This window comes from Streptomyces sp. NPDC014006, assembly GCF_043088925.1.
Classification (GTDB): Bacteria; Actinomycetota; Actinomycetes; order Streptomycetales; family Streptomycetaceae; genus Streptomyces.
Genome location: NZ_JBICAJ010000030.1, coordinates 1 through 25,775, shown reverse-complemented (window position 1 = coordinate 25,775; position 25,775 = coordinate 1). Strand labels below are relative to the sequence as shown.

Sequence of the window (25,775 nt, the reverse complement as noted above, 5' to 3'; positions counted from 1 at the left end):
GCCGGCAGCGTCGACCTGGAATCGCTGAAGCTGGCCGCCAACAGCCTGACCGGCAAGGACGAGGCGTACGGCACCAACTGGACCGACGTCAACGTCCCCACCGCCATCGGCATCCCCGACGTCAACAACGACGGCATCCCCGACATCTGGGCCCGCCTCGCCTCCGACGGCTACACCCGCATCTACCACCCCTCACGGACCAACACCAACGCACCCGTGCGCGTGGTCCTGTCCGTGAACTGGAACACGATCAAGGCCTTCGGCTGATCGACAAGAACACCACATCGCACCGCCGGGCCCCGGCCACCCCTCGAGGGGCGGCCGGGGCCCGGCTCTCTTTCGGCGCGGGAAGCGGCGCCGTTCAGTGCACCCGCAGCAGCAGCACCGACCGCCCCGGCACGGTGATCGCCGTGCCCGCCGGGTGCGTCACCTCCGGCGCCCGTGCCTGGTCCTCGCGTGCGGTGTCCACGACCACCTCGTACCGCTCCGCCCACGGCGGCCCCGGCAGCACGAACTCCACCGGCCCCTCCCCGGCGTGCAGCACCGCGAGGAAGCTGTCGTCGAGGATCGGCGCCCCCCGCTCGTCGCGGCCCGGGATGTCGCGCCCCGAGAGGTACATGCCGAGGGTCGCGGCCGGCGCGTACCAGTCCCGTTCGGTCATCTCGGTGCCGCGCGAGGTGAACCAGGCCAGGTCCCGCAGCCCGTCCGCCGCCTGCGGACGGCCGGAGAAGAAGGCCCGCCTGCGCAGTACCGGATGCCGGTGGCGCAGGGCGATCAGCCGTGAGGTGAGGTCGAACAGCGCCTTCCAGCCGGGCTCGTCCAGCAGCCGCCAGTCCACCCAGCCCAGCTCGTTGTCCTGACAGTAGGCGTTGTTGTTGCCGCGCTGGGTGCGGCCCATCTCGTCGCCCGCGACCAGCATGGGCACACCGGTGGACAGCAGCAGCGTGGTCAGCAGGTTGCGCAGCTGCCGTCTGCGCAGGGCGAGGATGCGGGGGTCGTCGCTCTCGCCCTCCGCCCCGCAGTTCCAGGACCGGTTGTCGTCGCTGCCGTCCCGGTTGCCCTCACCGTTGGCCTCGTTGTGCTTGCGCTCGTAGCTGACCAGGTCGCGCAGGGTGAAACCGTCGTGCGCGGTGATGTAGTTGACCGAGGCGTACGGCCGCCGCCCGCCCCAGGCGTACAGGTCGCTGGAGCCGGACAGCCGGTAGCCCATCTCGCGCACGTCGGGCAGGGCGTGCCGCCAGAAGTCCCGCACGGCGTTGCGGTAGCGGTCGTTCCACTCCGTCCACAGCGGCGGGAACGCGCCCACCTGGTAGCCGCCGGAACCCACGTCCCAGGGCTCGGCGATCAGCTTCACGCGGCGCAGCACCGGGTCCTGGGCGATGACCGCGAGGAACGGGGACAGCATGTCGACGTCGTGCATGGAGCGGGCGAGGGCCGCCGCGAGGTCGAAGCGGAAGCCGTCCACGCCCATCTCGGTGACCCAGTAGCGCAGCGAGTCGGTGATCAGGCGCAGCACGTGCGGCTGCACGACGTGCAGGGTGTTGCCGCAGCCGGTGTAGTCGGCGTACCGGCGCGCGTCGGACTGGAGACGGTAGTAGCCGCGGTTGTCGATGCCCTTCAACGACAGCGTCGGGCCGTACTCGCCGGCTTCGGCGGTGTGGTTGTAGACGACGTCGAGGATGACCTCGATCCCGGCCGCGTGCAGCGCGCGCACCATCCGCTTGAACTCCCCGACCTGCTCACCGGTCGTGCCCGAGGCGGCGTAGGCGGCGTGCGGGGCGAAGTAGCCGATGGAGTTGTAGCCCCAGTAGTTGCGCAGACCGCGCTTGAGCAGATGGTCCTCGTGGGCGAACTGGTGCACCGGCAGCAGCTCCACCGCCGTCACCCCGAGCCGGGTGAGATGCTCGACGGCCGCCGGGTGCGCGAGGCCCGCGTAGGTGCCGCGCAGTTCCTCGGGGATGCCCGGGTGCAGCCGGGTGAAGCCGCGCACGTGCAGCTCGTAGATCACCGAGTCGGCCCACGGCGTCTTCGGGCGCCGGTCGTCGGACCAGTCGTCGTCATCGTGGACGACGACTCCCTTCGGCACGTACGGCGCCGAGTCCCGCTCGTCGCGGACGGTGTCGGCGACGTGCTGGTCCGGCCAGTCCCGCACATGCCCGTACACCTCCGGCGGGAGCCGGCTGTAGTCGTTCCCCTTGCCTCCGTCGACCGCGCGGGCGTACGGGTCGAGCAGCAGCTTCGCCGGGTTCCAGCGGCCGCCGGTCCAGGGGTCCCAGCGGCCGTGCACCCGGAAGCCGTAGCGCTGCCCGGGCAGCACGCCCGGCACGAAACCGTGCCAGATCTCGTGCGTCAGTTCGGTCAGCTTCAGCCGCGTCTCGACGCCGTCGTCGTCGAAGAGGCACAGCTCGACGCCCTCCGCGCCGCCCGCCCACAGGGCGAAGTTCGTCCCGGCCACCCCGTCCGGGCCGACCCGGACGCGGGCGCCCAGCGGCGTCGGCGCGCCCGGCCACACGGGCAGGCGCTGCATCCCGTCCACAGCGGCGGCCGGGCGCCCCTGCTCAGCGGCGCGCCCTGCCGTCACCGCCTCCTGCTCGGCTGCGCTGGACACCGTTCAGCCTCCCGCGGCTCATGGCGAGACCCGTTCAGGGCGTACGGCGTCCCGCACCGTGCTCCCCGTCGTGTCGTCGTCCTCCCCACAGTTCTGCCCAGACCGTGGCTCGCACTCACGTTTCCCCGGGGCGGCCCCGCTCGTTGTCCTGCTCGTGAGGCACGTACACGGGCGCGCGCGGCGCGCGGGGGCCGCGCTGGCCGCCGTATTGACATGGGCAGGACTGCTGGCCGGGGCCGCCGGCTGCACGTCGGACGGCTCCGGCGGTCCCGGCGGGATCTTCGGTAAACCCGGCGCGTCGGAGGACGCCATCCGCATCACGCCGGACGACGGCAGCAAGGAGGTACGGCCCGAGCGGAAGCTGCGCGTCACGGTGCCCGACGGCCGGCTGGAGTCGGTCAAGGTGGTGGCCTCCCAGGACGCCCAGGACACCCCGGTACCCGGCCACCTCTCCGCTGACGGCCTGACCTGGCGCCCCGACGACGACCGGCTCGCCCTCGCCGCCCGCTACACCGTAGACGCGGTCGCCGTCGACGGCGACGGGGACCGCTCCGCCCGCCACGCCACGTTCACCACCTACGTCCCCGGCGAGCGCTTCATCGGCTACGTCACCCCGGAGAACCGCTCGGTCGTCGGCACCGGGATGATCGTGTCGATCCAGTTCAGCCGGGAGCTGGAGAACCCCGCCGCCGTCGAGCGGGCCATCCGGGTGCGCGCCGAGCCGGGCGTCGAGATCCGCCCGCACTGGTTCGGCAAGGACCGCGTCGACTTCCGCCCCGAGCGCTACTGGCAGCCCGGCACCAAGGTCACCGTCGACCTGGCGCTGCGGGACGTGGAGGGGGCACGCGGGGTGTACGGGCTGCAGTCCAAGTCGTTCTCCTTCACCATCGGCCGCAGCCAGATGTCGCTGGTGGACGCCGCCGATCACACCATGGAGGTTCGCCGGGACGGCGAGCTGCTGGCCACCGTGCCGATCACCGCGGGGTCGCCGAAGAACACCACCTACAACGGGAAGATGGTGGTGATGGAGATGCTCGAGGTCACCCGCATGAACGGGGCCACGGTCGGCTTCAAGAAGGACGACGGCAAGGGCGAGTACGACATCCCGGACGTGCCGCACGCCATGCGGCTGACCGACTCGGGCACATTCCTGCACGGCAACTACTGGGCGGACGAGGACGTCTTCGGCCGGACCAACGTCAGCCACGGCTGTGTGGGCCTGCGCGACGCCAAGGGCGGCGGCTCCGACACCCCGGCGGGCTGGTTCTTCGACCGCAGCCTGATCGGGGACGTCGTCGAGGTGGTCAACAGCAAGGACAAGACGGTGGCTCCCGACAACGGTCTGGGCGGCTGGAACCTGGGCTGGACCGAGTGGAAGGCGGGTGGCGCGGTGCGCTGAGCGCGCCCGGCCGGGAGTTGGGACGGAACGGTGACATTCCGAGCCCGTCGGCGCTCCTGACCGGGCAGTTAATATGCGCCGTATGCGCGCACGACGCGCGGGGCGTGTGGGCCTGACAGGGCCCGGGGGAGGGAGAAACAACTTGAACATCCGGCCGATATCGGGGGCATCGGTTGCGGGGCGCGGGCGGGGCCGCGCGGGGCTTGCGCTGACCGCGGGCGCCCTGCTGTTCGCGGTCACGGCGTGCGGCGGTGGCGGGGGCTCGGACACGGAGGACGGCAAGGGGGGTGACGCCTCGGCCGCCGCGAGCAAGCAGTCCGAGGCGGTCGTCACCGTCGCGCCGAAGGACGGCGCCACGGCCGTCGACACCAGCGGCGCCCTCAAGGTGAGCGCGGCCAAGGGCAAGCTGACGGAGGTCGTGGTCAAGGACGCCAAGGGGACGAAGGTCGACGGGGCGATATCCGCCGACGGCTCCTCCTGGACGCCGGCCGCGCACCTGGCCGCCGCCACCCGCTACCAGGTGCACGCGGTCGCCAAGGACGCCGAGGGCCGTACGGCGGCGGAGGACTCCGCCTTCACCACGCTGACCCCGAAGAACACCTTCACCGGCACCTTCACTCCGGAGGACGGCTCCACGGTCGGGGTCGGCATGCCGTTCTCGCTGCGTTTCTCGCGGGGCATCACGCACCCGCAGGACGTGGAGAAGGCCATCAAGATCAAGACCGAGCCGGCGGTCGACGTGCAGGGCCACTGGTTCGGCAACGACCGCCTGGACTTCCGTCCCGAGCACTACTGGAAGTCGGGCACCAAGGTCACCGTCACGCTGAACCTGGACGGCGTCGAGGGCCGCGCCGGTGTCTACGGCAAGCAGAAGAAGACGGTGTCCTTCACCATCGGCCGCAACCAGGTCTCCTACGTGGACGCCAAGAAGCACACCATGCAGGTCACCCAGGACGGCAAGGTCGTCAAGACCCTGCCCGTCACCACCGGCAAGCCCGGCTACGACACCTGGAACGGCCAGATGGTCATCAGCGAGAAGCTGACCGTGACCCGGATGAACGGCGAGACGGTCGGCTACGGCGGCGAGTACGACATCAAGGACGTCCCGCACGCCCTGCGCCTGACCACCTCCGGCACCTTCCTGCACGGCAACTACTGGGGCGGCGACGCCTTCGGCAACTACAACGCCAGCCACGGCTGCGTCGGCCTGCGCGACGTACGCGGCGGCTACGACAGCTCGGTGCCGGCGGCCTGGTTCTTCAGCCACTCGCTCATCGGCGACGTGGTGGTCGTGAAGAACTCCCACGACGCGACGGTCGCCCCGGACAACGGCCTCAACGGCTGGAACATGCCGTGGGCGGAGTGGACCAAGTAGTTCCGCGGACGAAGCGGGCCCGGTGCTGTGACCCCTCGGCACCGGGCCCGATGTCGTTGGCGCACCAGGGCCCCGGCCGGGTGTGAGCGACCGCACCCCGCCCGTTGCCGTCAGTCCCCGTGCTGTGCCGTCCCGGGGGCGACCCCCGGACCCCCGGCCGGGTGTGAGCGACCGCACCCCGCCCGTTGCCGTTAGTCCCCGTTAACCTGCTGGCATGACCGTACATCTCGAAGTCGCCGAAGGCGTCGGCACGCTGCGCCTCGACCGCCCGCCGATGAACGCGCTGGACGTCGCCACGCAGGACAGGCTCAAGGAACTCGCCGAGGAGGCCGGCCGCCGCGACGACGTGCGCGCGGTCGTCGTGTACGGCGGCGAGAAGGTGTTCGCGGCGGGCGCGGACATCAAGGAGATGCAGGCCATGGACCACACGGCGATGGTCCTGCGCGCCCGTGCCCTGCAGGACGCCTTCACCGCCGTCGCCCGCATCCCCAAGCCGGTCGTCGCCGCCGTCACCGGTTACGCACTCGGCGGCGGCTGCGAGCTGGCCCTGTGCGCCGACTACCGCATCGCCGGCGAGAACGCCAAGCTCGGCCAGCCGGAGATCCTGCTCGGCCTGATCCCCGGCGCCGGCGGCACTCAGCGCCTGTCCCGGCTGATCGGCCCGTCCAGGGCCAAGGACCTCATCTTCACGGGCCGCATGGTGAAGGCCGACGAGGCGCTGACGCTCGGCCTGGTCGACCGAGTGGTGCCGGCCGCCGACGTGTACACCGAGGCGCACGCGTGGGCGGCGAAGCTGGCCCAGGGCCCGGCCATCGCGCTGCGCGCGGCGAAGGAGTCCATCGACACCGGTCTGGAGACGGACATCGACACGGGCCTGGCCGTGGAACGCAACTGGTTCGCGGGCCTGTTCGCCACCGAGGACCGCGAGCGGGGCATGAAGAGCTTCGTGGAGGAGGGCCCGGGCAAGGCGAAGTTCCTCTGAACACACCCAGGCCCGGACAGTCGGAGTGCTGCTGAACACACCGTCAAACACTTGCAATTGACGTCGTGTCTGATCCGGGGGTCCCTCGATGGGGCGGTTTATGGGAACCTTTGGGCAACCTTAAGCCTGCCTTGTCGAGGGAGCCTGTCGATTGCCTCCGGTCGAGCCGTCGCCGCAGGTCAGCAGGGGTGCGGCGGACCCCGAAATGCCCAGCGCATATGCCGTTCGCAAGTGGTGGAACGGGGGCGACCGGGGGGCGTATTCCAGCAGAACGGCCCCCGACGCCCCCTGGGACGGCCATGATGGGGGCATGGCGGGGCTGGAGGGCATCGAACAGCCGCGGGGACACGGCCGTGCTGTGGCGGCGCGCTGGTCGCCTGCGGTGGAGGACGAACGGGCGCTGAAGGCACTGGAGTTGTTCGGCAACCCGGCGGAACACGATGTGCCGCTGCCGTCCCGCCCCGAGTCCGCGGCCACCGCGCGCCGGCTGACCCAGGTGGTGATCCTGCGCCACTGGGGTCTGACCCCCAAGCTCGCCGAGGACGCCGTCCTGCTCGTCTCCGAACTCGTCGGCAACGCCGTCCGGCACACCGGCGCCCGCGTCTTCGGTCTGCGCATGCGCCGGCTGCGCGGCCGTATCCGCGTCGAGGTCCGCGACCCCTCCCGCGGCCTGCCCTGTCTGATGCCCGTCCGCGAGACCGACGTCAGCGGCCGCGGCCTGTTCCTGGTCGACAAGATCGCCGACCGCTGGGGCGTGGACCTGCTGCCCCGGGGCAAGACGACGTGGTTCGAGATGAGGGTGGGGGACCGCTGACCCGCAGGGCCGGGGCGCGGCCCTCGGCTTGTGGTCCCGGAAGGCGAGCGCGGAGTTCCCCGTCCGTCGTGCGGTGCGCGACCCGCGCCGCCTGTGGCGACCGGGTGAATAGCCCGATTTGCAGCACTTCACCCTTTAAATGGTCGGGTGACTGCACCCGACCGCCGCACGGCCCTGCGCGCCGGTACCGGCCTCCTCGCCGGCGCCGCACTCACCCCCGCCTGCTCCCCGCCCGGCGGCGCAGTCCGGCCCGCCGCGGCCCGCCCCGCACCCCACTCGTCACCGGCCGCGGCCCCCGCCCCGCGCCGGTACCCCGGCGTGCCCGACCAGATCCCCCACGGCCCCCGCACCCGCCCCCGCGTCGCCCTCACCTTCCACGGCCAGGGCGATCCCGCGATCGCCCGCGCCCTGCTCACCGAGGCGGAACGGCACGGGGCCCACGTCACCGTCCTCGCCGTCGGCACCTGGCTCGACGAGCACCCCGAGATGGCCCGCCGCGTTCTCGACGGCGGGCATGACCTCGGCAACCACACCCAGCGCCACCTGGGCATCAACGCGATGCCCGAGGCGGAGGCCCGCGCCGAGATCACCGCCTGCGCCGACCGGCTGAAGAAGCTCACCGGTTCCATCGGCACCTGGTTCCGCCCCTCGCGCGCCCCCCGCGCCTCCGCGCTCGTCGCCCGCCTCGCCGCCGAGGCCGGCTACCCGCACGTCCTGTCCTACGACGTCGACTCCCTCGACTTCACCGCGCCCGGCGCCGCCGCCGTCACCCGCAAGGTCCTCGGCGAGATCCGCGACGGATCCGTGGTGAGCATGCACTTCGGCTACCACGACACGGTCGCCGCGCTCCCCGCCGTCCTCGAAGAACTCGACCGCCGCGGTCTGCACGCGGTCACCACCACGGAGCTGATCGGCTGATGCACCTGAAGCGAACGACCCGCACCCTGCTCGCCGGCGCCACCCTCGCCGCGCTCGCCGCCTGCGGCAGCCCGGGCACCGGCCACGGCGCCGCCGAGACCACCAAGGCGGCCCTGCCCGCCCCGGCGAAGAAGCAGAACACCGTGCCCGGCCTGCCCGGCATGCCGCCCGTCCTCGACCCCAAGGACGTCTACGCCGCCGACCGCCCGAACAAGCTCTCCCCGGTCGTCAAGGACTTCCCGTCCCGGGTGTACGTGCCCAACACCGAGTCCAACACGGTCACCGTCATCGACCCGAAGACGTACCAGGTGATCGACACGATCCCGGTCGGCCGCCAGCCCCAGCACGTCGTGCCGTCCTGGGACCTGAAGACGCTGTGGGTCAACAACGACCGGGGCAACACCCTCACCCCCATCGACCCGCGCACCGGCAAGGCCGGCAAGACGGTCGACGTGCACGACCCGTACAACCTCTACTTCACGCCCGACGGCAAGTACGCCGTCGTCATGGCCTCCCTCGACCGGGAACTGGTCTTCCGCGACCCGCACACCATGAAGCGGCTGAAGACCGTCCCTGTCTCCTGCTACGGCGTCAACCACGCCGACTTCTCCCTCGACGGCCGCTACTTCATCGTCTCCTGCGAGTTCAGCGGCGAACTGCTCAAGGTCGACACGGCGTCGATGAAGGTCGTCGGCCAGCAGAAGCTGCCGTTCCGCGGCGCGATGCCGCAGGACGTCAAGATCTCGCCCGACGGCAAGCGGTTCTACATCGCCGACATGATGGCCGACGGCATGTGGATCCTCGACGGGGACAAGTTCACCAAGCCCACCCTGCTGCCCACCGGCAAGGGCGCCCACGGCCTGTACGTCAGCCGCGACTCCCGCGAGATGTACGTCTCCAACCGCGGCGAGGGCACCATCTCCGTCTTCGACTTCCGGCAGAACAAGCTCACCAAGAAGTGGCGTCTGCCCCAGGGCGGCAGCCCCGACATGGGCGGCGTCTCCGCCGACGGCAAGGTGCTGTGGCTCTCCGGCCGCTACAACGCCGAGGTGTACGCCCTCGACACCCGCACCGGCGAACAGCTCGCCCGGATCAAGGTCGGCAGCGGCCCACACGGCCTCGCCGTCTACCCGCAGCCCGGCCGCTACTCGCTCGGCCACACGGGCATCTTCCGCTGACCCCCGCTCACCGGGCCCGCAGCAGCGCCTCCGCACCCACCTGCCGGTAGCCCGCCGCCTGCAACGCCCGCGCACTGCGGGCGTTCCCCGGCGAGACCTGCGCCCACAGCGGCTCCCCGGCCAGCTGCCGCGCCGCCGTCACCAGGGCCCGGCCCAGCCCCCGGTGGCGCAGGCCCTCGTCGATCTCCACGGACACCTCCAGCCGTCCGGCCACGCCCCGGCCCAGTACGAGCACCCCGCCGTCCGCCGCCCAGGCGCGCACGCCGTCGCGGCGCCGGCGGGCGTAGGCGATGCGGGGGTGCTCGCCGGCCATCTCCTTCAGCGCGACCTCCGGCTCGCCCGGCAGCGGGGTGCCGACCAGGAGCGCGTCGACCGTCTCCGTCGTGCGATCGGTGCGGTCGAGGAAGGCGGCGAGGAAACGGGGGTTCAGCGACGCGGCGAGCGTGTCGCAGTCCATGGCGTGGAGGGTGTCGTACACCCACGCCGGGTCCTCGTCGGTGAAGACCACCGAGTGCGCGGTGAAGGAGAGCACCCCGGCGTCCCGCGCACTCTCCTGCGGTACGACGGTGGTGCCGCCGTCCGCCGGCGGGAAGACGCCCCGCGCCGCCGCGTCGAGAATGTCCCGCAGGGTTCCCATCACCGTGCTCCTTGAGTCTCCACCCGCTGGAAGGCCCAGACTCCCAGACATGATCGAAGACGGCACCGGTCTTTTCACCATCGGCGAACTGGCCCGCGCCACCGGCCTGACCGTGCGCACCATCCGCTACTGGTCCGACGAGGGCGTCCTGATCCCGGTGACCCGCTCGTCCGGCGGCTACCGGCTCTACGACGCCGAGTCCGCCGCCCGCCTGGAGCTGATCCGCACCCTGCGCGAGCTGGGCCTCGGCCTGGACGACGTGCGCACGGTGCTGGCCGGGGAGCGGACGGTCGCTCAGGTGGCCGCCGCGCACGTGGCGGCGCTGGACGCACAGATCCGGTCGCTGAAGGTGACCCGTGCGGTGCTGTCGAGTGTGGCACGACGTGGTTCGACGGCGGAGGAGACGACCCTGATGAACAAGCTGGCGCGGCTGTCGGCGGGGGAGCGGCAGCGGATCGTGAACGACTTCATGACGGAGGTCTTCGAGGGGATCGACACGGCCGACCCCGATCTGCGAAACCGCCTCCGTTTCGGGGCGGCCAACCTGCCGGACGACCCGACGCCCGAGCAGGTCGACGCCTGGGTGGAGCTCGCCGAGCTGATCCAGGACCCGGAGTTCCGCGCGCTGATGCGCAGGATGATCGAGTTCAACGCGGCGGACCGCGGGCCCGGCGTGCCGGCCGGGTCGTCGCTGTGGTTCATGAGCCGGCTGATCCAGCTCGCCGGCGAGGCGTTGCGGGCAGGCATCGCGCCTGAGGCACCACAGGCCGGGGAGGTGCTGCGGGGGCTGCTCGGCGACGCCGACCCGGTGGCGGTCCTGGAGCGGCTGACGGCGGCCTCCAACGCCCGGGTCGCCCGGTACCGCGAACTGTCGGCCCTCGTGAACGGGCTGGCCCCCCAGCCGACCCACGCGGAGGAGTTCGCCTGGGTGGTCGCCGCACTGCGTGCGCGCGCGGGCCGTTAATCTGACCTGCGGCACTACGCCGGCACGAGTAAGAACGCGACAAAGAGGGGCGGATCGGTGGCGGACATCGAGGAAGCACGCAAGCAGTTCCAGCGGATCGACGCGGACGGTGACGGTTTCATCACCGCCGCCGAGTTCAGGAGCGCCCTCGCCCAGGGGGGTGACTGGAACGTCACCGAGTCGGTCGCCGAGGCCATCATCAAGTCCCGTGACCTCAACGGTGACAAGGTGCTGTCCTTCGACGAGTTCTGGGCCCACCTGAACAAGTGACGTGCGGCACAAGGGGCGCCCGCCGGTCACCGGCAGGCGCCCCTTCGTCATGCCCGGCGCCTGATGCGTACGCTCCACCGGCCGTCGTGCCGCTCCAGCGCCAGCGGCAGGCCGAAGCACATGCCCAGCCGGTCGCCGGTCAGGACGTCGGCGGCAGGCCCCTGGGCGAGGGCGCGCCCGTCGCGCAGCAGCAGGGCGTGCGTGGTGTGCCCGGGCAGCTCCTCCAGATGGCGGGTGACCAGCACCGTCGCGAGCCGCGTATGCTCCCGGCGCAGGGCGTCCAGCGCCTCGATGAGCTGCTCGCGGCCCGGCAGGTCCAGGCCGGTCGCGGGCTCGTCGAGCAGCAGCAGCCGCGGTTCGGGCATCAGCGCGCGGGCGATCAGGGCCCGGCCACGCCGGCCCTGCGACAGGGTCGGCCAGCCTGCCTCACGCAGCCCGCCGAGCCCGAGGGTGTCGATCAGCCGGTCGGCGCGCGCCTCCTGTTCCGGTGCCGGCCGCCGGCGGGGCGGCAGTGCCGCGGAGTTCGTCAGCCCCGTCAGGACCACGTCCCGCAGCCGGAGCGGCCCGGCCGGCGCATGGCGCGGGTCGACGTGGCCGACGTGGGCGCGCAGCTCACGCAGGTCCACCCGGCCCAGGCGGCGGCCGAGCACCCCGACCCACCCGCGGGTGGGATGGACGCGCGCGCCGAACAGGCTGAGCAGCGTGGACTTGCCGGCCCCGTTGGCGCCGAGCAGCGCCCTGTGCTCGCCCGCGCGGACGGTGAGGGACACCTCCCGCAGGATCGGCCGGCCCTCGCGCACCACGTGCACGTCCTCGGCGCGCAGCACCTCGCTCACCCGGCCACCGCCCGGTTGACCGCGGACAGCACCGCCCGCACCCGGGCTTCGAGGGCCGAGCCGGCCTGCCCGGCGCCCCACACCGGGGTGCCGTTCACCCGGCACTCGGTGTAGGCGGCCGCACCCGCTGCGACCGGGTGCTCGGCGACCTCCAGCACCTCGACGGCGTACCCCGCGCCGGTCAGCGCGTCGGCGAAGGCGGTCAGCGGGCCCGGGCCGGTGCCCTGCAGGTCCCAGGTGCGCTCACCGGTGTGCAGGGTGCACACGAAGCCGTCGGCCCCGACGACGGACCAGGCGTCCAGCCGGATCTCGCCCGGCGCGAGGTAGCTGCCGCGGAACAGCTCGTACAGCTCCGCCGGGGTCGCCTCGCGGCCGCTGTCGTCGGTCGCCCGCTGCACCACCCGCGAGAAGTCCGGCCGCATGCGCGCCGGCAGGTCCAGTCCGTGGTGGGCGCGCAGCAGATACGCCATGCCGCCCTTCCCCGACTGGGAGTTGACCCGGATCACCGCCTCGTAGGAGCGCCCCACGTCGGCCGGATCGATCGGCAGGTACGGCACCTCCCACGGGGCGTGCGCCTCCGGCACCCCCAACTCCTTCGCCCGGCGGGCGTGGTGGTCGAAGCCCTTGCTGATGGCGTCCTGGTGGGTGCCGGAGAACGCCGTGTAGACCAGCTCGCCGGCGTAGGGGTGGCGCGGGTGCACGGGCAGCCGGTTGCAGTGCTCGACGGTCTCCCGTACGGCGTCGATGTCGGTGAAGTCGACCATGGGGTCCACGCCCTGGGCGTACAGGTTCATCGCCAGGGTCACCAGGTCGACGTTCCCGGTGCGCTCTCCGTTGCCGAACAGGCAGCCCTCCACCCGCTGCGCCCCGGCCAGCACGGCGAGTTCGGCGCAGGCGACGCCGGTGCCGCGGTCGTTGTGCGGGTGGACGGAAAGGATCACCGCGTCACGGCGGGCCAGGTTGCGGTGGACGTACTCGATCTGGTCGGCGTAGACGTTCGGGGTGGCGATCTCGACGGTCGCGGGCAGGTTGTGGGTGACCGGACGGTCGGGGCTCGCGTCCCACAACTCGGTCAGGGCGTCGCACAGTTCGAGGACGAAGTCGGGCTCGGTGAGGTTGTAGGTCTCGGGGGAGAACTGGAAGCGGATGTGCGGGGCGTCGCCGGCCCGGCGGGCCATGTGCGCGGCGGCCTCCCGCAGGATCCGCCGCACCTCGCCGCGGTCCCGGCGCAGGACGACGTCCCGCCACACCGGCGAGGTCGCCATGTACAGGTGGACCACCGCCCGCGGCAGCCCCTCGATCGCCTCGAAGGTGCGGTCGATCAGCTCCCGCCGGGCCGGGGTGAACACGACGGGCGTGACGTCGTCCGGGACGGCGTCGGCGGTCACCAGGTGGCGGACGAAGTCGAAGTCGGCGCGGCTGGCCGACGGATAGCCGACCTCGATCTCCTTGAACCCCATGGAGACCAGCAGGTCGTGGAAGCGGCGCTTGCGCGGGGTGTCCATCGGCTCGGCCAGCGCCTGGTTCCCGTCGCGCAGGTCGACCGGCACCCACAGCGGGGCCCGCTCCAGCCGGGCGGCGGGCCAGTCGCGGGTGGTGACGGGGACGCGGACGCGCTCCTGGAAGGGGCGGTAACGGTGGTACGGCATCCCGCTGGGACGCTGCGGGTTCCACAGGGGTCGGTCGGTGGTGAGGGTCATCGTCGGCTGCCTTCGGCTCGGTCGGACGGTGACCGGCAGCACGGCGTCCCGCGGCGGGGCGCCGGTCGCGTCAGACCCCGCCGCGGCAGCCGAGAAGAAGGAGACCGCGCAGCAGCATGATCGGTACGCTAGTCACTGCTCAGCTCCTCAGACAAGTGGAATCGGCAAACTCCTCAGACAAGTTGGAGAAACAGCGGTGATCGAATACCCGGGAGGGCCCCGGTGACCCCGGCCGGCCCCCTGCGCCCCAGCCCTCTGGTCGAACAGGCCACGCAGCGGCTGCGCGCACAGATCGCCGACGGCACCTGGCCCGTCGGCAGCAAGCTCCCCGGCGAGACCACCCTCGCCAAGGACCTCGGCGTGGGCCGCTCCACCGTGCGCGAGGCGCTGCGCGCGCTGGCCGGCGCCGGACTGGTACGGCCCCGGCACGGCGCCGGCGTCTTCGTCACGGCCACCGAACCGGCCGAGGACTGGCCCACCCAGCTGCGCCGGGCCGCGGTCACCGACGTCTACGAGGTCCGCGCCGCCGTCGAGGTGCACGCCGCCCGGCTGGCCGCCCGGCGCCGCACCGACGAGGACGTCGCCGCGATCCACGCGGCCCTGGAGGGCCGTCGTGCGGCGGCCACGGCGGACGACGAGACCTTCGTCGACGCCGACATCGCCTTCCACGCGGCGGTGGTCGCCGCCGCGCACAACATCGTCCTGTCCGGACTGTTCGCGCAGTTCACGCCCGTCCTGCGCAAGGGCCTGACCGAACTCATCGCCCTGAGCGGCCTGCGCCAGGACGACCCGAACACCGCGGACGACGCCCACGAGGCGATCGCGCGGGCGATCGCCGAGGGGGACGTGGAGAGGGCGGTGGCAGTGGTCACCGAGGAACTGGAGAATCCCTTTCCGCCGGTCCGGCAAGACGCCCCCTAAGGGGGTGTCCCGCAATGATCAAGAAGCACGCGCTCGCGGACGGGCGAGCTGTGAGAGGAAACCGTGCGCCGCACGGAGCCGGCATGAGGTGCGTTCGCTGAGGCCGCGGGAAAACCGTTGGACCCGTTGGCGGTGGCGCGTCACAGGGTTCGGGGCGCGGAGACGCGGCCGGCGGAGAGGGAACGGTGGATGGCGGAACTGTACGAGATCTGGCAGCGGGCGGAGGTGTCGCGCCGGCTCGACGTGTTGTCGGGCTTCGTCGCGATGTGCGTGGCGGGGGACGACGACGCGCGACAGCGTCTCGCCCAGCTGGTTGCCGGCGCTGACGCGGCCCTCTCCGCCTCGCCCCCGGATTTGATGGTCGCCTCGGAGCACCTGGACGAACTCGTCTGGTGGGCTGACACGGAGTGGGCCGATCACCCCTGTCGTCCCGTTGAAGCCCGGCCTGACGAGGCCGACCGGCAGACGCGTGACTATGCCAAGGATCTCCGGCACGTCGCACTCCCGGTCGGCGTTCGGGACGAGATGGGCCGCATCGAACTCAGTCTCGAAGTGCGGTTCCTGGCCTTGTGCCGCCAACCGGGGTTGGACTGCCGGACCCGGCAGGACCTCTTCTACGTCGCCGGACGTGCCGCGATGGCCCTCGACCTCGGGCACCTGGAAGCGGCAGAGCGCGAGATCCAGCGCATGGAACGGGTGGTTTCCGCGGAACAGCGGGAAAGCCGCTGCGGCTGAGTCGCGGCTTCCGCAGGCTGATCGCTACGTTGCGCCGAGAAGGTGCTGCGCTGACTCGCCGGGGGTGCCCCCCTGGTCACCCTTCCCCGACCCTGGCCCTGACCGCGGGCCGGGACGGCACCCTTCAGGTGACGCTCGGGCCGGCAGTCCCTGAAGCGATCCACGACCCGCAGCCGATCTTTACTCTCCCTTGGCAGCGCCCATACCTGTCGCATAACCGCCCTTCCTACCCTCAGAGGTTGGCATGTGCACAGGGTGAACTACGGGGGGTCGGGGGACATGTCGGATCTGAAGAAGGAAGCGGCGTCGTTGCACACGGCGGCCACGGGGCTGCGGGGCACGGGGCATCACACGACGAAGCCGTTGCAGGAGTTCAAGGCGGCCTCGCACGATCTGAGCGCGCTCGGCGCGCTGGGCTCTCTGCTGGGTGCGAAGGGTGAGATCGAGAAGGGGATGAACACCCTCGCGAAGCTGACGCAGGACCTGCACGAGGAGTGGGAGGCGGAGGCCAAATTCATGGGCGAGGTCTCCGACGCCTTCGATCTGCTGGACGTGCTGCTGGCGGCGGCCGGCGAGTCCGGCAAGTCCGGCAAGAAGGGCTGAGCGGGACCGTGGTCGACCTCAACCCGCTGCACTACATCAACAAGTTCAACCACATGTTCGGCGACTCGGTCGCCAGCGGTCTGGAGTTCCTGGGGATCTCGGATCCAGCCGTGAACCCCGATGGTGTGCGGGAGATCGCCAAGAAGTGGCGGCACCTGGCGACCGGTCTTGAGGGGGCGGCGGGCGCGGCCGGCACCGCGATGACCGGCGTCCAGTGGGAGGGCAAGGCCGCCAAGGCCTTCAACAAGCGTGCGAAGGCGGCGCGCAAACAGGCCACGGACATGGCGCACGCGCTGCGTGAGGGCGCCAAGGCGCTGGACGACTTCGCCGACAAGGCGCATGAGCTGCTGTCCGAGATCGGTGTGCTGCTGGCGGAGATCGTCGAATTCGAGATCGCGGGTCTGGCGCTGTCGGTGCTGACGGCGGGCGCGTCGGAGGTGGCCTCCAACCTGATGGCGGGCGAGCGCGCCTTGAAGGTGGTGGCGCTGGTCGGCCGTATCGAGGAGGAGGGCACCGCGCTCGGTACGGCCGTTCGGTCGGTGATGGAGGTGATCCGCAACGTCGAGCGGGCGCTGAAGGCACTGAAGGAGATCCGCGGTGTCGCGGCGGTGGGCAAGATGGCCGCGGAGGGGGCGAAGTTCTCGGCGTTCGAGACGCTGCTCAAGGATCCGGGGGCGTTCAAGGACCCGGAGAAGCTCGCCGGGATCCTCGCCGAGGGCGCGGCGTTCGGCATCGGCTTCGGTGTGCTCGGCAAGGCGCTCGGCAAGGGCCTGAAAGCCCTCAAGCCCGCCCAGCTCGCCGAGCTGGCCAAGGGGCTGAAGCTGAACTGCGCCGCCTTCGAGCGCCTCAAGCTCAACCCGGCCTTCGACAAACTGCCCGCCTCGATCCGCAACATGGTCAAGAAGTTCGTCCGGGACCCGATCGACGTGGCCACCGGCGACATGGCGCTGACCCGCACCGACGTCACCCTGCCCGGCGTACTCCCACTCGTCCTGGAACGCACGCACCTGTCGTCGTACCGCTACGGCGGCTGGTTCGGCCCCTCCTGGGCCTCCACCCTGGACCAGCGCGTCCAGGCCGACGACGAGGGCCTCGTCTACGCCACCGCCGACGGCGCCCGCCTCTGCTTCCCCCTGCCCGACATCGAGGCCGACACCCCGGTCCGCCCCCTCACCCCCGGCTCCCGCCTCACCCTCACCTGGGACACCGAGACCGACGGCGGCATCCGCATCACCGACCCCGACACCGGGCTGTCGTACGTCTTCCACAGCCCCGTCCCCGCCGCCGGCGACACCGCGGTCGACCTGCCGCTGCAGCACATCCAGGACCGCAACGGCAACCGCATCACCGTCGTCTACGCCGACGGTGGCGACATCCCCACCGCGATCGTCCACTCCGGCGGCTACCACGTCGCCCTCGACCACCACCCCACCCAGTCCCGCATCACCGGCCTGCGCCTGCTCGACCCCGCCCACTCGGACCGCCCCGGCACCACGATCCTCACCTTCGGCTACGACGACCAGGGCCGGCTGACCGAGGAGACCAACTCCTCCGGCCTCCCCCTGCGCTACACCTACGACTCCGAAGGCCGCATCACCTCCTGGACCGACTGCAACGACACGACGTACTGGTACACCTACGACCCCCACGGCCGCGTCATCGCCACCGGCGGCACCGCAGGCGCCCTCGCCTCCACCCTCGACTACGACGACACCACCCGCACGACCCGCGTGACGGACTCCCTCGGCCACACCCGCGTCTACGAACACAACGAACACCTCCGCCTGATCCGCGAGACGGACCCCTTGGGCAACGTCACGACGCAGGAATGGGACGACAGCCTCCAACTGACCGCGGTCATCGATCCGCTTGGCCATGCCACGCGATACGACTACGACGAGCGCGGCTGCGTGACGTGTGTCAGACGACCGGATGGGACCGAGACGAAGGCTGAGTACAACGATCTGGGCCTTCCCACCTTGGTGGTGGAACCGAGCGGTGCGCGGTGGGCGCAGGACTACGACCACATGGGGAATCCGGTGGCCGTCACACAGCCCGCCGGCGGCACCACGACGTTCGGGTACGACCGGACGGGTGGCCTCGCATGCGTCAGCGACGCTCTGGGCCACACCACCCGCATCCGGAACGACGCGGCGGGCCTGCCGGTCGAGGCCACCGATGCCATGGGCAACCGAGTCACGTGGCGCAGAGACGCGTTCGGCCGACCGGTTGCCCTCACCGATGCCGCCGGTGTGCCGACCCTGCTGGAATGGACGGTGGAAGGGAAGCCCTCACGCCGTGTGCTGCCCGGAGGTGTGGAGGAGACCTGGGTCTACGACGGCGAGGGCAATTGCACCTGCCACACCGACCCCTCCGGAGGGGTGACGCTCTTCGAGTACGCCGCGTTCGATGTGCTGTCGGCCCGCACGAACCCGGACGGAGCGCGCTACACCTTTGCCCATGACAGTGAACTGCGGCTGACCCAGGTACGCAACCCCCAAGGTATGACCTGGGAGTACCACTACGATCCGTCCGGTCGCACCGTCATGGAGAGTGACTTCGACGATCGGGTGCAGCGCTATCTGTATGACGCCGCCGACCGGCTCACGCAGCAGGTCAACCCGCTTGGTCAGGGGATCCGGTACCAGCGTGACGCCATGGGCCGACTGGTACGCAAGGACGCCGCCGGCCGAGTGACCGACTACGTGTATGACCCCGCCGGACAGTTGGTCCGCATGGCCGGTCCCGACGCGGTCGTGGAGATCGTGCGCGATATGGCAGGCCGGGTGCTGTCCGAGTCGGTCAACGGCAGGAAGACCTCGTTCACCTACGACGCGCTGGGCAGGCGCGAGACCCGCACCACGCCGTCCGGGGCCACGAGCAGGTGGACCTACGACGCGTTGGGCAATGCCAGCGAACTCGTCACATCAGGACAGGTGGTTTCGTTCGCGCGTGACGCGGCGGGGCGTGAAGTGGGACGCCGGGTCGGTCAGAAGGTCCAGTTCTCACAGGACTTCGACGAATACGGGCGGCTTCACAAACAGTCGGTGCTTCAGCCGAGCGGCCGAGTCGTACAGGAACGGCTCTACTCCTACCGGCCGGACGGCCACGTCGTCGGCGTGGAAGACAGGCTGAACGGTAGCCGAAGGTACGCATTGGACCCGGTCGGCAGGGTGACCGGCGTACAGGCACACAACTGGCAGGAATCCTATGCGTACGACGTGGCAGGCAATCAGACTCTTGCCGCTGTGCCGGAATGGCAGGGGGGACACCAGAGCAGCGGTGTCCGGGAGTATGCGGGAACACGCCTCACCCGAGCGGGCGACATCCGCTATGAGCATGACGCGGCCGGCCGCCTGATTCTCAGCCGACGGAGCCGCCTCTCCCGGAAGCCCGACGTCTGGCGCTTCGAGTGGGATGCAGAGAACAACTTGACCTCCGTCATCACTCCGGACGCTGCCGAATGGAGGTACAAGTACGATCCGCTGGGGCGCCGCATCGCGAAGCAGCGCATGGCTGGACCCGGCAGTGACTCGGTGGTCGAGCAGATCGACTTCTCGTGGGACGGCCAAACGCTGTGCGAGGAGACGTCGGCCACCGCCGGCTCCCCCCATCTCACCACCCTGACCTGGGATTACGACGACCTTCACCCGATCTCTCAGACAGAGAAGATCCACTCGGCACATGAGCCGCAGCGAGAGGTGGACCGACGGTTCTTCGCCATCGTCACCGATCTTGTGGGTGCGCCCGCAGAACTTGTCGATGAGGAAGGAAACATAGCCTGGCGTGCCCGCGCCTCCGTGTGGGGCGTCACAGCCTGGGCGGCCGACAGTCAGGCCTACACTCCCCTCCGATTCCCGGGGCAGTACTACGACAGGGAGACCGGCCACCACTACAACTACTTCAGGTATTACGCGCCCGAAGCCGCTCGGTACGTCTCTCCCGATCCCCTGGGTCTGGAGCCGGCGGACAACCCCTACGCGTACGTCGAGAACCCCCTCTCCTTCATCGACCCGCTGGGCCTTTCCCCGTGCCCCAGAACGGCCAACGCGGCCCAACTGCAAGACTTCTATGAGCAGGCTCAAAAATACGGAAAGGGCGGCTATAAAGAACTCGCCAATGGGCGCTTCAGGTTTTATGGAGAGATCAGCCCGGCGCGCAATCCCGGCGAGATGATCGGCAGGCGGCTCGTCCGTGAATGGGATCCCGCGACAGGCGCCAAGAGGATTTGGCACGAAACGCTGGACGCGGAGGGAAGAGTGCGGATTGTGCGGCCCGATGTCAAGGTCACCGGAGGGAAGAAGGTACACTATCAGTTCGACCGAAACGGAAAGTTCGTGGGTACATTCTGATGGGTGACAACGACCTCGAGTCGACAATTCGAGAACGCTTGCGCTCCCTGGCCTCGGGGGCTGTGGCGCCCGACGAAAGCGCCGAGTGGGCCCTGGAAATCATGGAGTCGGACGCGCCGGAGCTACGCGACGCGAGGATCTGGACCGCCTTGGACCGCCTTTCCGGCGCTGACCTGATGGTGGGTCCCGGACAGTATCTTCACGGCGCGGACGACTACCGGGCATGGCTTGCGGAGTTCGATACCGACGGAAGGTGATCAGCCGCAAGGCTGCCGACGGCCGTCCGGCGTATCGTGATGCTTGAATTCCGGGCTCATGGCCAGGTATGACGACCCGTTGCTCGCGTCGCGTCCCAGTTCGTCGACCAGGTCATCGCGCCGCGCAGGTCCGCGTGCGTCTTCGACGGCTTGAAGGTGCCGCATTTGGTGAGCCTCGTCAGGCAGTCCAGGGCGGTGAGGAAGTCGGCCGTGCCCTGGCTGCGGGTCAATACACCCAGGGCACCCAGGGCATCCGCCGGTCCGGCAAGGGGCCCTTAGGCATCCGCCGGTCCGGCAAGACGCCCCTGGGGCGCCCGGCTGCGGTGCCGCCCCGGCTGCTTGCGGTACTGCCCCGGCGCCACCCCGTACTCCCGCTTGAACGCCTTGGCGAACGCGAACTCCGAGGTATAGCCCGTCCGTCGGGCTACCTGCCGCAGTGGAAGGCCCTCCTCGCCGCGCAGCAGCCGGCCCGCCGTCGTCATCCGCCACCACGTCAGATACGCGAGCGGTGGCCTGCCGACCAGCGTCGTGAACCGGCGTGCGAACGCCGCCCGCGACAGGCCGCCCCGCGCGCCCAGTTCCTCCACCGTCCAGGGGCGGCCCGGGTCGGCGTGCAGGGCGTGCAGCGCCGCGGAGACGGCCGGGTCGGTCAGCGCGGCCGCCCAGCCACCGCGGTGGGCGGTGTCGTGCGCCTCGCGCTCCCACCAGGCGCGCAGGATGTACAGCAGCAGCGTGTCCAGCAGTGAGGCGACGACGGTGTCCGAGCCGGGCCGGCACTCCGTCAGTTCCTGCCCCAGCAGCTCCACCGCCGCCCGCAGGGACCCGTGCACGCCGACCCGGGCGGGCAGGTGCACCACCTCCGGCAGCTCGGTGAGCAGCGGGTGGGCGCGGCTGCGGTCCAGCAGATAGGCCCCGCACAGCATGAGGGTGTCCGGCTCGGGCGCGTCCGGCGGCGGAGGCGGCGGATCCGGCCAGCGGCCCTCCGCGTCGAGACCGAAGTCCTCAAGGGGCGCCTCCAGCCCGCTGGCCAGCGCGTGTCCGCGTCCGTGGGCGAGGAAGACCACATCGCCCGGGCCGAGCGCGACCGGTTCCCCCTGCGCCGGCAGAAGCCACGCCGACCCGCGCAGCACCACGTGGAATCCGGCCCCGTCCGTGGCCTGGAAGCGAGTCCCCCAGGGACCGTACTTGTACCGCAGGCCGGAGTGCGGCCGCCCGGTGCGCATCGCGGTGACGGCGTCGCTGAGTACGTCCATGCCCCGCACCGTAGCGCCGTGCGGCCGGGAGCGAGACGCACGGACAGAAAGCCGAGACTGACAGGCATGGATCGTCTCGCCGTACGGCCATAGCGTCGACGACATGCCAACTTCCGCACACAGCGTGCTCTTTCACGAGACCGGCGGCCCCGACGTCCTGACCGTCGAGGAGACCGAACTGCCCGACCCAGGCCCCGGCGAGGTCCTCGTCCGTGTCGCCGCGATCGCCCTCAACCGCGCGGAGGCCCTCCTGCGCTCGGGCGGCTACTTCTACCAGCCCACCCTGCCCGCCGCCCGCAACGGCTACGAGGCCGCCGGCACCGTCGAGGCGGTCGGCGAGGGCGTCACCGCTTTCGCGCCCGGCGACCCGGTGCTGACCGCGGCCAACTTCAGGCTCGACACGCACGGTGTCTACGGCGACCACGTCCTCATGCCGGAGCACACCCTCGTCCCGCGTCCCGACGGCGTCGACGAGGTCACGGCCGCCGCGGCCTGGCTGACGTACACGACGGCGTACGGCGCGCTGATCGAGCGGGCCCGGATGGCGCCCGGCGACCACGTCCTGATCACCGGTGCGTCCAGTGGCGTCGGCACGGCCGCGATCCAGGTCGCCCGGCGGGCCGGCGCGGTGCCCATCGCCACCACCCGGACCGAGGCCAAGCGGCAGCGGCTGCTCGACCTGGGAGCGGAGCACGTGATCGTCTCCGACGACGAGGACGTGGTGAAGGAGACCCGGCGGCTCACCGGCGGCAACGGCGCCGGGATCGTCCTCGACGCGATCGGCGGCCCCGGCTTCGCCACGCTCGGCGAGGCGGCGGCCGAGGACGGTTACCTGATCTGTTACGGCTGGCTTCAGGGGCAGCCCACCGTCCTGCCGATGCGGTGGCCCCTCACCGTCCACGGCTACAGCAACTTCACCCTCACCGGCACCGCCGAAGGGCGTCGCCGCGCCGCCCACTACCTGGGTTCCGGCCTCGCCGACGGCACGCTGCGCCCGGTGATCGGCGAGGTCCTGGACGGCCTGGACCGCGTCCGGGACGCCCACCGGCTGATGGAGGCCAACCGGCACACGGGCAAGATCGTGGTGCGGATCTGAAGCCGTCGCCCGTTCGGCCCCATACCAGGGAATAGCCGTACACACCGCCTGGTTGTCGCCCGGAAACCGGACCATGCGCAGCGAACCTGAAGGGCTGAGCCATGAAGATCGGCATCATCGGCGCGGGCAATATCGGCGGCAATCTGACCCGGAGGCTCAGCGCGCTCGGCCACGACGTCTCCGTCGCCAACTCGCGCGGCCCGCAGACGCTCACCGAGCTGGCCGCGGAGACCGGGGCGACGCCGGTGCGGGTGGAGGAGGCCGCGCGCAACGCCGAGATCGTCATCGTCACGGTCCCCCTCAAGGCGGTCCCCGACCTGCCGAAGGGCCTGTTCGACGAGGCCGCCGAGGGGGCCGTGGTCATCGACACCGGCAACTACTACCCGCAGCAGCGTGACGGCCGGATCGCGGCGATCGAGGACGAGGGCGTGACCGAGAGCCGCTGGTCCGAGCGGCAGCTCGGCCACCCGGTGATCAAGGCCTTCAACGCCACCTTCGCCCAGGACCTCCTGGAACGCCCGCGGCCGGCAGGCGACCCCGACCGCATGGCGCTGTCGGTCGCCGGGGACGACGAGGCGGCCAAGGCGAAGGTACGGGCCCTCATCGACGAGCTGGGCTTCGACACCGTCGACACCGGCGGCCTCGACGACTCCTGGCGCCAGCAGCCCGGCACCCCGGTCTACGGCATGCGCGGCGACGTCGAGGCGGTGACGAGGGCGCTGGAGGCGGCGACCCCGGAGCGCCCGGCGGACTTCCGCGGCTGAGAGCCGTCCGCCTCAGACGATCTCCAGGGGCCGGTGCGGCCCGTCCGGCAGCTCGACCTCGACGCCGTCGCCGGGCCGCACCACACCACCGGCGACGACGACGCTCATGATCCCGGACCTGAAGCGCGGCCGCCCGTCGGCTCCCTGTCCGACGACCTCCTTCAGCAACCCCTTGTGAAACCCGTCGATCTGCGCACACGGATTGCGCAGCCCGGTCACCTCGACGACAGCCTCGTCCCCGAGCAGCAGCCGTGCCCCCGTGGGCAGCCCGAGCAGATCGATCCCGCGGGTGGTGACGTTCTCCCCGAGCTGCCCGGCCGCCACCTCGAACCCGGCCGCCCGCAGCTCGTCGAACAGCTCCTCGTGCATGAGATGCACCTGCCGCAGATTGGGCTGCGAGGGATCCTTGGCCATCCGGAACCGATGCTTCACCGTCGCCCCGCCGTGCACGTCCCCCTCCACCCCGAACCCGGCGAGCAGCCGGATGCTCTCGCGGTTGGGCTTGGTGAAGGAGTACACGCCGTTGCTGCTGACCGCGGTGATGGTGCCGTCCATGCCGGTCACCCTAGGGCGTGGCCCAATCCCGCAGCGCCGCGCGGCTGGTGAAGTTGGCCACGTTCTTGTCGTGCGGGTCGTCGGTGTACTGGTGGAACCGCCACGCCGCCTTGATGCGCGGCTTGCCGGCGGTCACGTAGTCGGCGATCCAGAGGCCGTCGCCGGCGTACGAGGTCGTGTCGACCGTCAGCCAGTAGCTGCGTGAACAGTAGAGAATGACCCGGTTCCGCGGCCGCTTCTCCTTCAGCATGCGAAGGAAACGGTCCTTCTCCGCGTTGCTCGCGTGGGTGCCCTCGCCCGTCGTCTCCCAGTCGACGGCCAGGATGTCGCCCGCGCGTTCCGGGGTCTTGCTCAGGAAGTACTCGGCCTGGGCCGTGAGGTTGCCCGGCCACAGGAAGTGGTAGAAGCCGACGACCAGGCCCGCGTCGCGGCCGTGTTTGGTCTGGGCGGCGAGTTTCGGGTTGACGTACGAACGTCCCTCGGTCGCCTTGATGAAGACGAAGGAGAGACCGTCCGTGCCGTAGGAGGAGGACTGGTAGGCGCTCACGTCGATGCCGCGCAGCATGGGGGCTCCCGACAGGTGTGGGGGGACGGGAGGGGATGATGCCCCGGATCGGGGTCCGGTCAACCGCCTGAGCGAACCGCTCAACCGTCCGAACAACAGAGCCCGTTCAGCGCTCGGCGATGTTCATGGCGAGGCCGCCGCGGGATGCGTGTTCCGTGTTCGTCAGGTGGAGGGCGACGTCGACCCGCCGGCCGAGGGAGCTTTGGTGGACGAGGACCTGCCGGGCCAGGAGTTCGACGATGGCGAGCCCTCGGCCGTGCACGTCGGGGTCGGCGTCTTCGCCGGGCCGCGGCCGGGCCGGGGCGCCGGAGTCCGTCACCGAGATCCACAGGACGCCGGCGTGCAGGGACGCGCGGACGGTCATGTCGTGGTGGCCGTGCTCGGCGGCGTTCGCGGCGAGTTCGCCGACGATGAGCTCGGCGGTCTCCCGGTCGGCGGACGGGATGCGCCACTGGTCCAGGACGGCCACGATGCAGTGGCGGGCCACCGGAACCCAGCCGACCTCCGCCGGCAGGGCCACGACGGCCTCCTGGTGGCGTGCGGCCCCGCCACGCGGGGGAGGGCCGGACGGCGTCGTCCGGTGCGGGGAGCCGGGCGGCTGAGCGGTGGACCGCTGCCGCGCGGGGGATGCGGCGAGCGGCCCGCTCGTCTCGTCGAGGGTTGTGGTGTACATGGTCGACCCCGAATCTGGCGGGAGAGGGCGCCGTGGTGGGTCCTGTCGGGGGGATCCGCCTGTTTCTCAGGCCATGTCCGACGCTACGCAGTGGTCCGTCGCTCCATAGCTGGGCGAAGGGGTGCAACCACCCCCTCCGGATGGAGGGGGCACCCCGGGCCGGACGAGAGGTGGGGGGGGGGGGCGCCCCCCGGGGGGGGGGGGCCCCCCCCCCCCCCCCCCCCCCCCGGGCGGGGGGGGGGGGGGGGGCCGCCCGGATTAAGCCAACCACCCCCCCCCGGGGGGGGGGGAGGGGGGGGGCCGCCCCCCCCGCCCCCCCC

At 71.2% G+C, this 25,775-nt stretch carries 25 protein-coding genes; 16 read left to right on the top strand and 9 right to left on the bottom strand.

Annotation, left to right across the window (positions count from 1 at the left end):
- Positions 1 to 267 (top strand): hypothetical protein (locus ACF1GV_RS41385; RefSeq protein ID WP_391692171.1); only part of this gene is annotated, 267 nt, incomplete at its 5' end.
- 94 nt (positions 268 to 361) lie between these two features.
- Here the strand turns inward: ACF1GV_RS41385 and glgX are convergent.
- Complete coding sequence (gene glgX / locus ACF1GV_RS41380) at positions 362 to 2,608, bottom strand: glycogen debranching protein GlgX (protein ID WP_391692169.1); 2,247 nt, start codon at positions 2,606 to 2,608, stop codon at positions 362 to 364.
- Between the two features lie 154 nt (positions 2,609 to 2,762).
- On the opposite strand from glgX, the gene ACF1GV_RS41375 reads away from it, so the two are divergent.
- The 6 genes from ACF1GV_RS41375 (at position 2,763) to ACF1GV_RS41350 (ending at position 9,274) form a co-directional block, all read left to right on the top strand.
- Positions 2,763 to 4,007 carry an Ig-like domain-containing protein gene (locus ACF1GV_RS41375; RefSeq protein WP_391692167.1) on the top strand — a complete coding sequence of 415 codons (1,245 nt, stop codon included), beginning with the start codon at positions 2,763 to 2,765 and terminating at the stop codon, positions 4,005 to 4,007.
- A gap of 142 nt (positions 4,008 to 4,149) precedes the next feature.
- Entirely contained in the window at positions 4,150 to 5,382 is a 1,233-nt protein-coding gene (locus ACF1GV_RS41370) for an Ig-like domain-containing protein (protein ID WP_391692165.1), read from the top strand.
- Between the two features lie 214 nt (positions 5,383 to 5,596).
- On the top strand, positions 5,597 to 6,364 hold the full coding sequence (locus ACF1GV_RS41365) for an enoyl-CoA hydratase/isomerase family protein (protein ID WP_391692163.1): 768 nt from the start codon (positions 5,597 to 5,599) through the stop codon (positions 6,362 to 6,364).
- A gap of 205 nt (positions 6,365 to 6,569) precedes the next feature.
- Positions 6,570 to 7,178 carry an ATP-binding protein gene (locus ACF1GV_RS41360; protein ID WP_391692161.1) on the top strand — a complete coding sequence of 203 codons (609 nt, stop codon included), beginning with the start codon at positions 6,570 to 6,572 and terminating at the stop codon, positions 7,176 to 7,178.
- A gap of 147 nt (positions 7,179 to 7,325) precedes the next feature.
- Positions 7,326 to 8,096 (top strand): polysaccharide deacetylase family protein, encoded by a 771-nt coding sequence (locus tag ACF1GV_RS41355; RefSeq protein ID WP_391692159.1) that lies wholly within the window; start codon positions 7,326 to 7,328, stop codon positions 8,094 to 8,096.
- Positions 8,096 to 9,274, top strand: coding sequence for a hypothetical protein (locus ACF1GV_RS41350; protein ID WP_391692157.1), 1,179 nt, complete (start codon positions 8,096 to 8,098; stop codon positions 9,272 to 9,274). The genes ACF1GV_RS41355 and ACF1GV_RS41350 overlap by 1 nt, the downstream gene beginning before the upstream one ends.
- A 7-nt stretch (positions 9,275 to 9,281) precedes the next feature.
- Here ACF1GV_RS41350 and ACF1GV_RS41345 read toward each other — a convergent pair whose 3' ends face one another.
- The gene (locus ACF1GV_RS41345; protein WP_391692155.1) at positions 9,282 to 9,911 is read right to left on the bottom strand and encodes a GNAT family N-acetyltransferase; all 630 of its coding nucleotides are present in this window, start codon (positions 9,909 to 9,911) and stop codon (positions 9,282 to 9,284) included.
- Between the two features lie 49 nt (positions 9,912 to 9,960).
- On the opposite strand from ACF1GV_RS41345, the gene ACF1GV_RS41340 reads away from it, so the two are divergent.
- Together ACF1GV_RS41340 and ACF1GV_RS41335 are read left to right on the top strand one after the other, a co-directional pair.
- Positions 9,961 to 10,875 (top strand): MerR family transcriptional regulator, encoded by a 915-nt coding sequence (locus tag ACF1GV_RS41340; protein ID WP_391692153.1) that lies wholly within the window; start codon positions 9,961 to 9,963, stop codon positions 10,873 to 10,875.
- A 57-nt stretch (positions 10,876 to 10,932) separates the two neighbouring features.
- On the top strand, positions 10,933 to 11,145 hold the full coding sequence (locus ACF1GV_RS41335; protein WP_391692151.1) for an EF-hand domain-containing protein: 213 nt from the start codon (positions 10,933 to 10,935) through the stop codon (positions 11,143 to 11,145).
- A gap of 47 nt (positions 11,146 to 11,192) precedes the next feature.
- On the opposite strand, the gene ACF1GV_RS41330 is transcribed toward ACF1GV_RS41335, so the two are convergent.
- Both ACF1GV_RS41330 and ACF1GV_RS41325 read right to left on the bottom strand, forming a co-directional pair.
- Entirely contained in the window at positions 11,193 to 11,981 is a 789-nt protein-coding gene (locus ACF1GV_RS41330; protein ID WP_391692149.1) for an ABC transporter ATP-binding protein, read from the bottom strand.
- The gene (locus ACF1GV_RS41325) at positions 11,978 to 13,681 is read right to left on the bottom strand and encodes a 2-isopropylmalate synthase (RefSeq protein ID WP_391692147.1); all 1,704 of its coding nucleotides are present in this window, start codon (positions 13,679 to 13,681) and stop codon (positions 11,978 to 11,980) included. The genes ACF1GV_RS41330 and ACF1GV_RS41325 overlap by 4 nt, the downstream gene beginning before the upstream one ends.
- Before the next feature lie 222 nt (positions 13,682 to 13,903).
- Here ACF1GV_RS41325 and ACF1GV_RS41320 point away from each other — a divergent pair, with 222 nt between their 5' ends.
- From ACF1GV_RS41320 to ACF1GV_RS41300, 5 genes are all read left to right on the top strand, one after another.
- The gene (locus tag ACF1GV_RS41320; RefSeq protein ID WP_391692145.1) at positions 13,904 to 14,602 is read left to right on the top strand and encodes a FadR/GntR family transcriptional regulator; all 699 of its coding nucleotides are present in this window, start codon (positions 13,904 to 13,906) and stop codon (positions 14,600 to 14,602) included.
- Between the two features lie 189 nt (positions 14,603 to 14,791).
- Positions 14,792 to 15,337, top strand: a complete 546-nt coding sequence (locus ACF1GV_RS41315) for a hypothetical protein (protein ID WP_391692143.1) — start codon at positions 14,792 to 14,794, stop codon at positions 15,335 to 15,337.
- A 279-nt stretch (positions 15,338 to 15,616) separates the two neighbouring features.
- Entirely contained in the window at positions 15,617 to 15,940 is a 324-nt protein-coding gene (locus tag ACF1GV_RS41310) for a hypothetical protein (RefSeq protein WP_391692141.1), read from the top strand.
- Positions 15,941 to 15,948: 8 nt separating this feature from the next.
- Positions 15,949 to 20,292 (top strand): DUF6531 domain-containing protein, encoded by a 4,344-nt coding sequence (locus ACF1GV_RS41305; RefSeq protein ID WP_391692139.1) that lies wholly within the window; start codon positions 15,949 to 15,951, stop codon positions 20,290 to 20,292.
- Positions 20,292 to 20,549, top strand: a complete 258-nt coding sequence (locus tag ACF1GV_RS41300) for a DNA-binding protein (RefSeq protein WP_391692137.1) — start codon at positions 20,292 to 20,294, stop codon at positions 20,547 to 20,549. The genes ACF1GV_RS41305 and ACF1GV_RS41300 overlap by 1 nt, the downstream gene beginning before the upstream one ends.
- Positions 20,550 to 20,605: 56 nt before the next feature.
- On the opposite strand, the gene ACF1GV_RS41295 is transcribed toward ACF1GV_RS41300, so the two are convergent.
- Together ACF1GV_RS41295 and ACF1GV_RS41290 are read right to left on the bottom strand one after the other, a co-directional pair.
- On the bottom strand, positions 20,606 to 20,779 hold the full coding sequence (locus ACF1GV_RS41295) for a hypothetical protein (protein ID WP_391692173.1): 174 nt from the start codon (positions 20,777 to 20,779) through the stop codon (positions 20,606 to 20,608).
- 45 nt (positions 20,780 to 20,824) lie between these two features.
- Positions 20,825 to 21,802: an AraC family transcriptional regulator gene (locus ACF1GV_RS41290; protein WP_391692135.1), complete on the bottom strand. Its 978-nt coding sequence runs from the start codon at positions 21,800 to 21,802 to the stop codon at positions 20,825 to 20,827.
- A gap of 103 nt (positions 21,803 to 21,905) precedes the next feature.
- On the opposite strand from ACF1GV_RS41290, the gene ACF1GV_RS41285 reads away from it, so the two are divergent.
- Together ACF1GV_RS41285 and ACF1GV_RS41280 are read left to right on the top strand one after the other, a co-directional pair.
- Positions 21,906 to 22,898, top strand: coding sequence for a zinc-dependent alcohol dehydrogenase family protein (locus ACF1GV_RS41285; protein WP_391692133.1), 993 nt, complete (start codon positions 21,906 to 21,908; stop codon positions 22,896 to 22,898).
- Between the two features lie 101 nt (positions 22,899 to 22,999).
- Positions 23,000 to 23,662: an NADPH-dependent F420 reductase gene (locus tag ACF1GV_RS41280; protein WP_391692131.1), complete on the top strand. Its 663-nt coding sequence runs from the start codon at positions 23,000 to 23,002 to the stop codon at positions 23,660 to 23,662.
- 12 nt (positions 23,663 to 23,674) lie between these two features.
- Here ACF1GV_RS41280 and ACF1GV_RS41275 read toward each other — a convergent pair whose 3' ends face one another.
- From ACF1GV_RS41275 to ACF1GV_RS41265, 3 genes are all read right to left on the bottom strand, one after another.
- Positions 23,675 to 24,217, bottom strand: a complete 543-nt coding sequence (locus ACF1GV_RS41275) for an MOSC domain-containing protein (RefSeq protein ID WP_391692129.1) — start codon at positions 24,215 to 24,217, stop codon at positions 23,675 to 23,677.
- 10 nt (positions 24,218 to 24,227) lie between these two features.
- Positions 24,228 to 24,782, bottom strand: coding sequence for a glycoside hydrolase family 25 protein (locus tag ACF1GV_RS41270; RefSeq protein WP_391692127.1), 555 nt, complete (start codon positions 24,780 to 24,782; stop codon positions 24,228 to 24,230).
- Between the two features lie 106 nt (positions 24,783 to 24,888).
- Positions 24,889 to 25,455 (bottom strand): ATP-binding protein, encoded by a 567-nt coding sequence (locus ACF1GV_RS41265; protein ID WP_391692125.1) that lies wholly within the window; start codon positions 25,453 to 25,455, stop codon positions 24,889 to 24,891.
- Between the last annotated feature and the right edge of the window lie 320 nt (positions 25,456 to 25,775).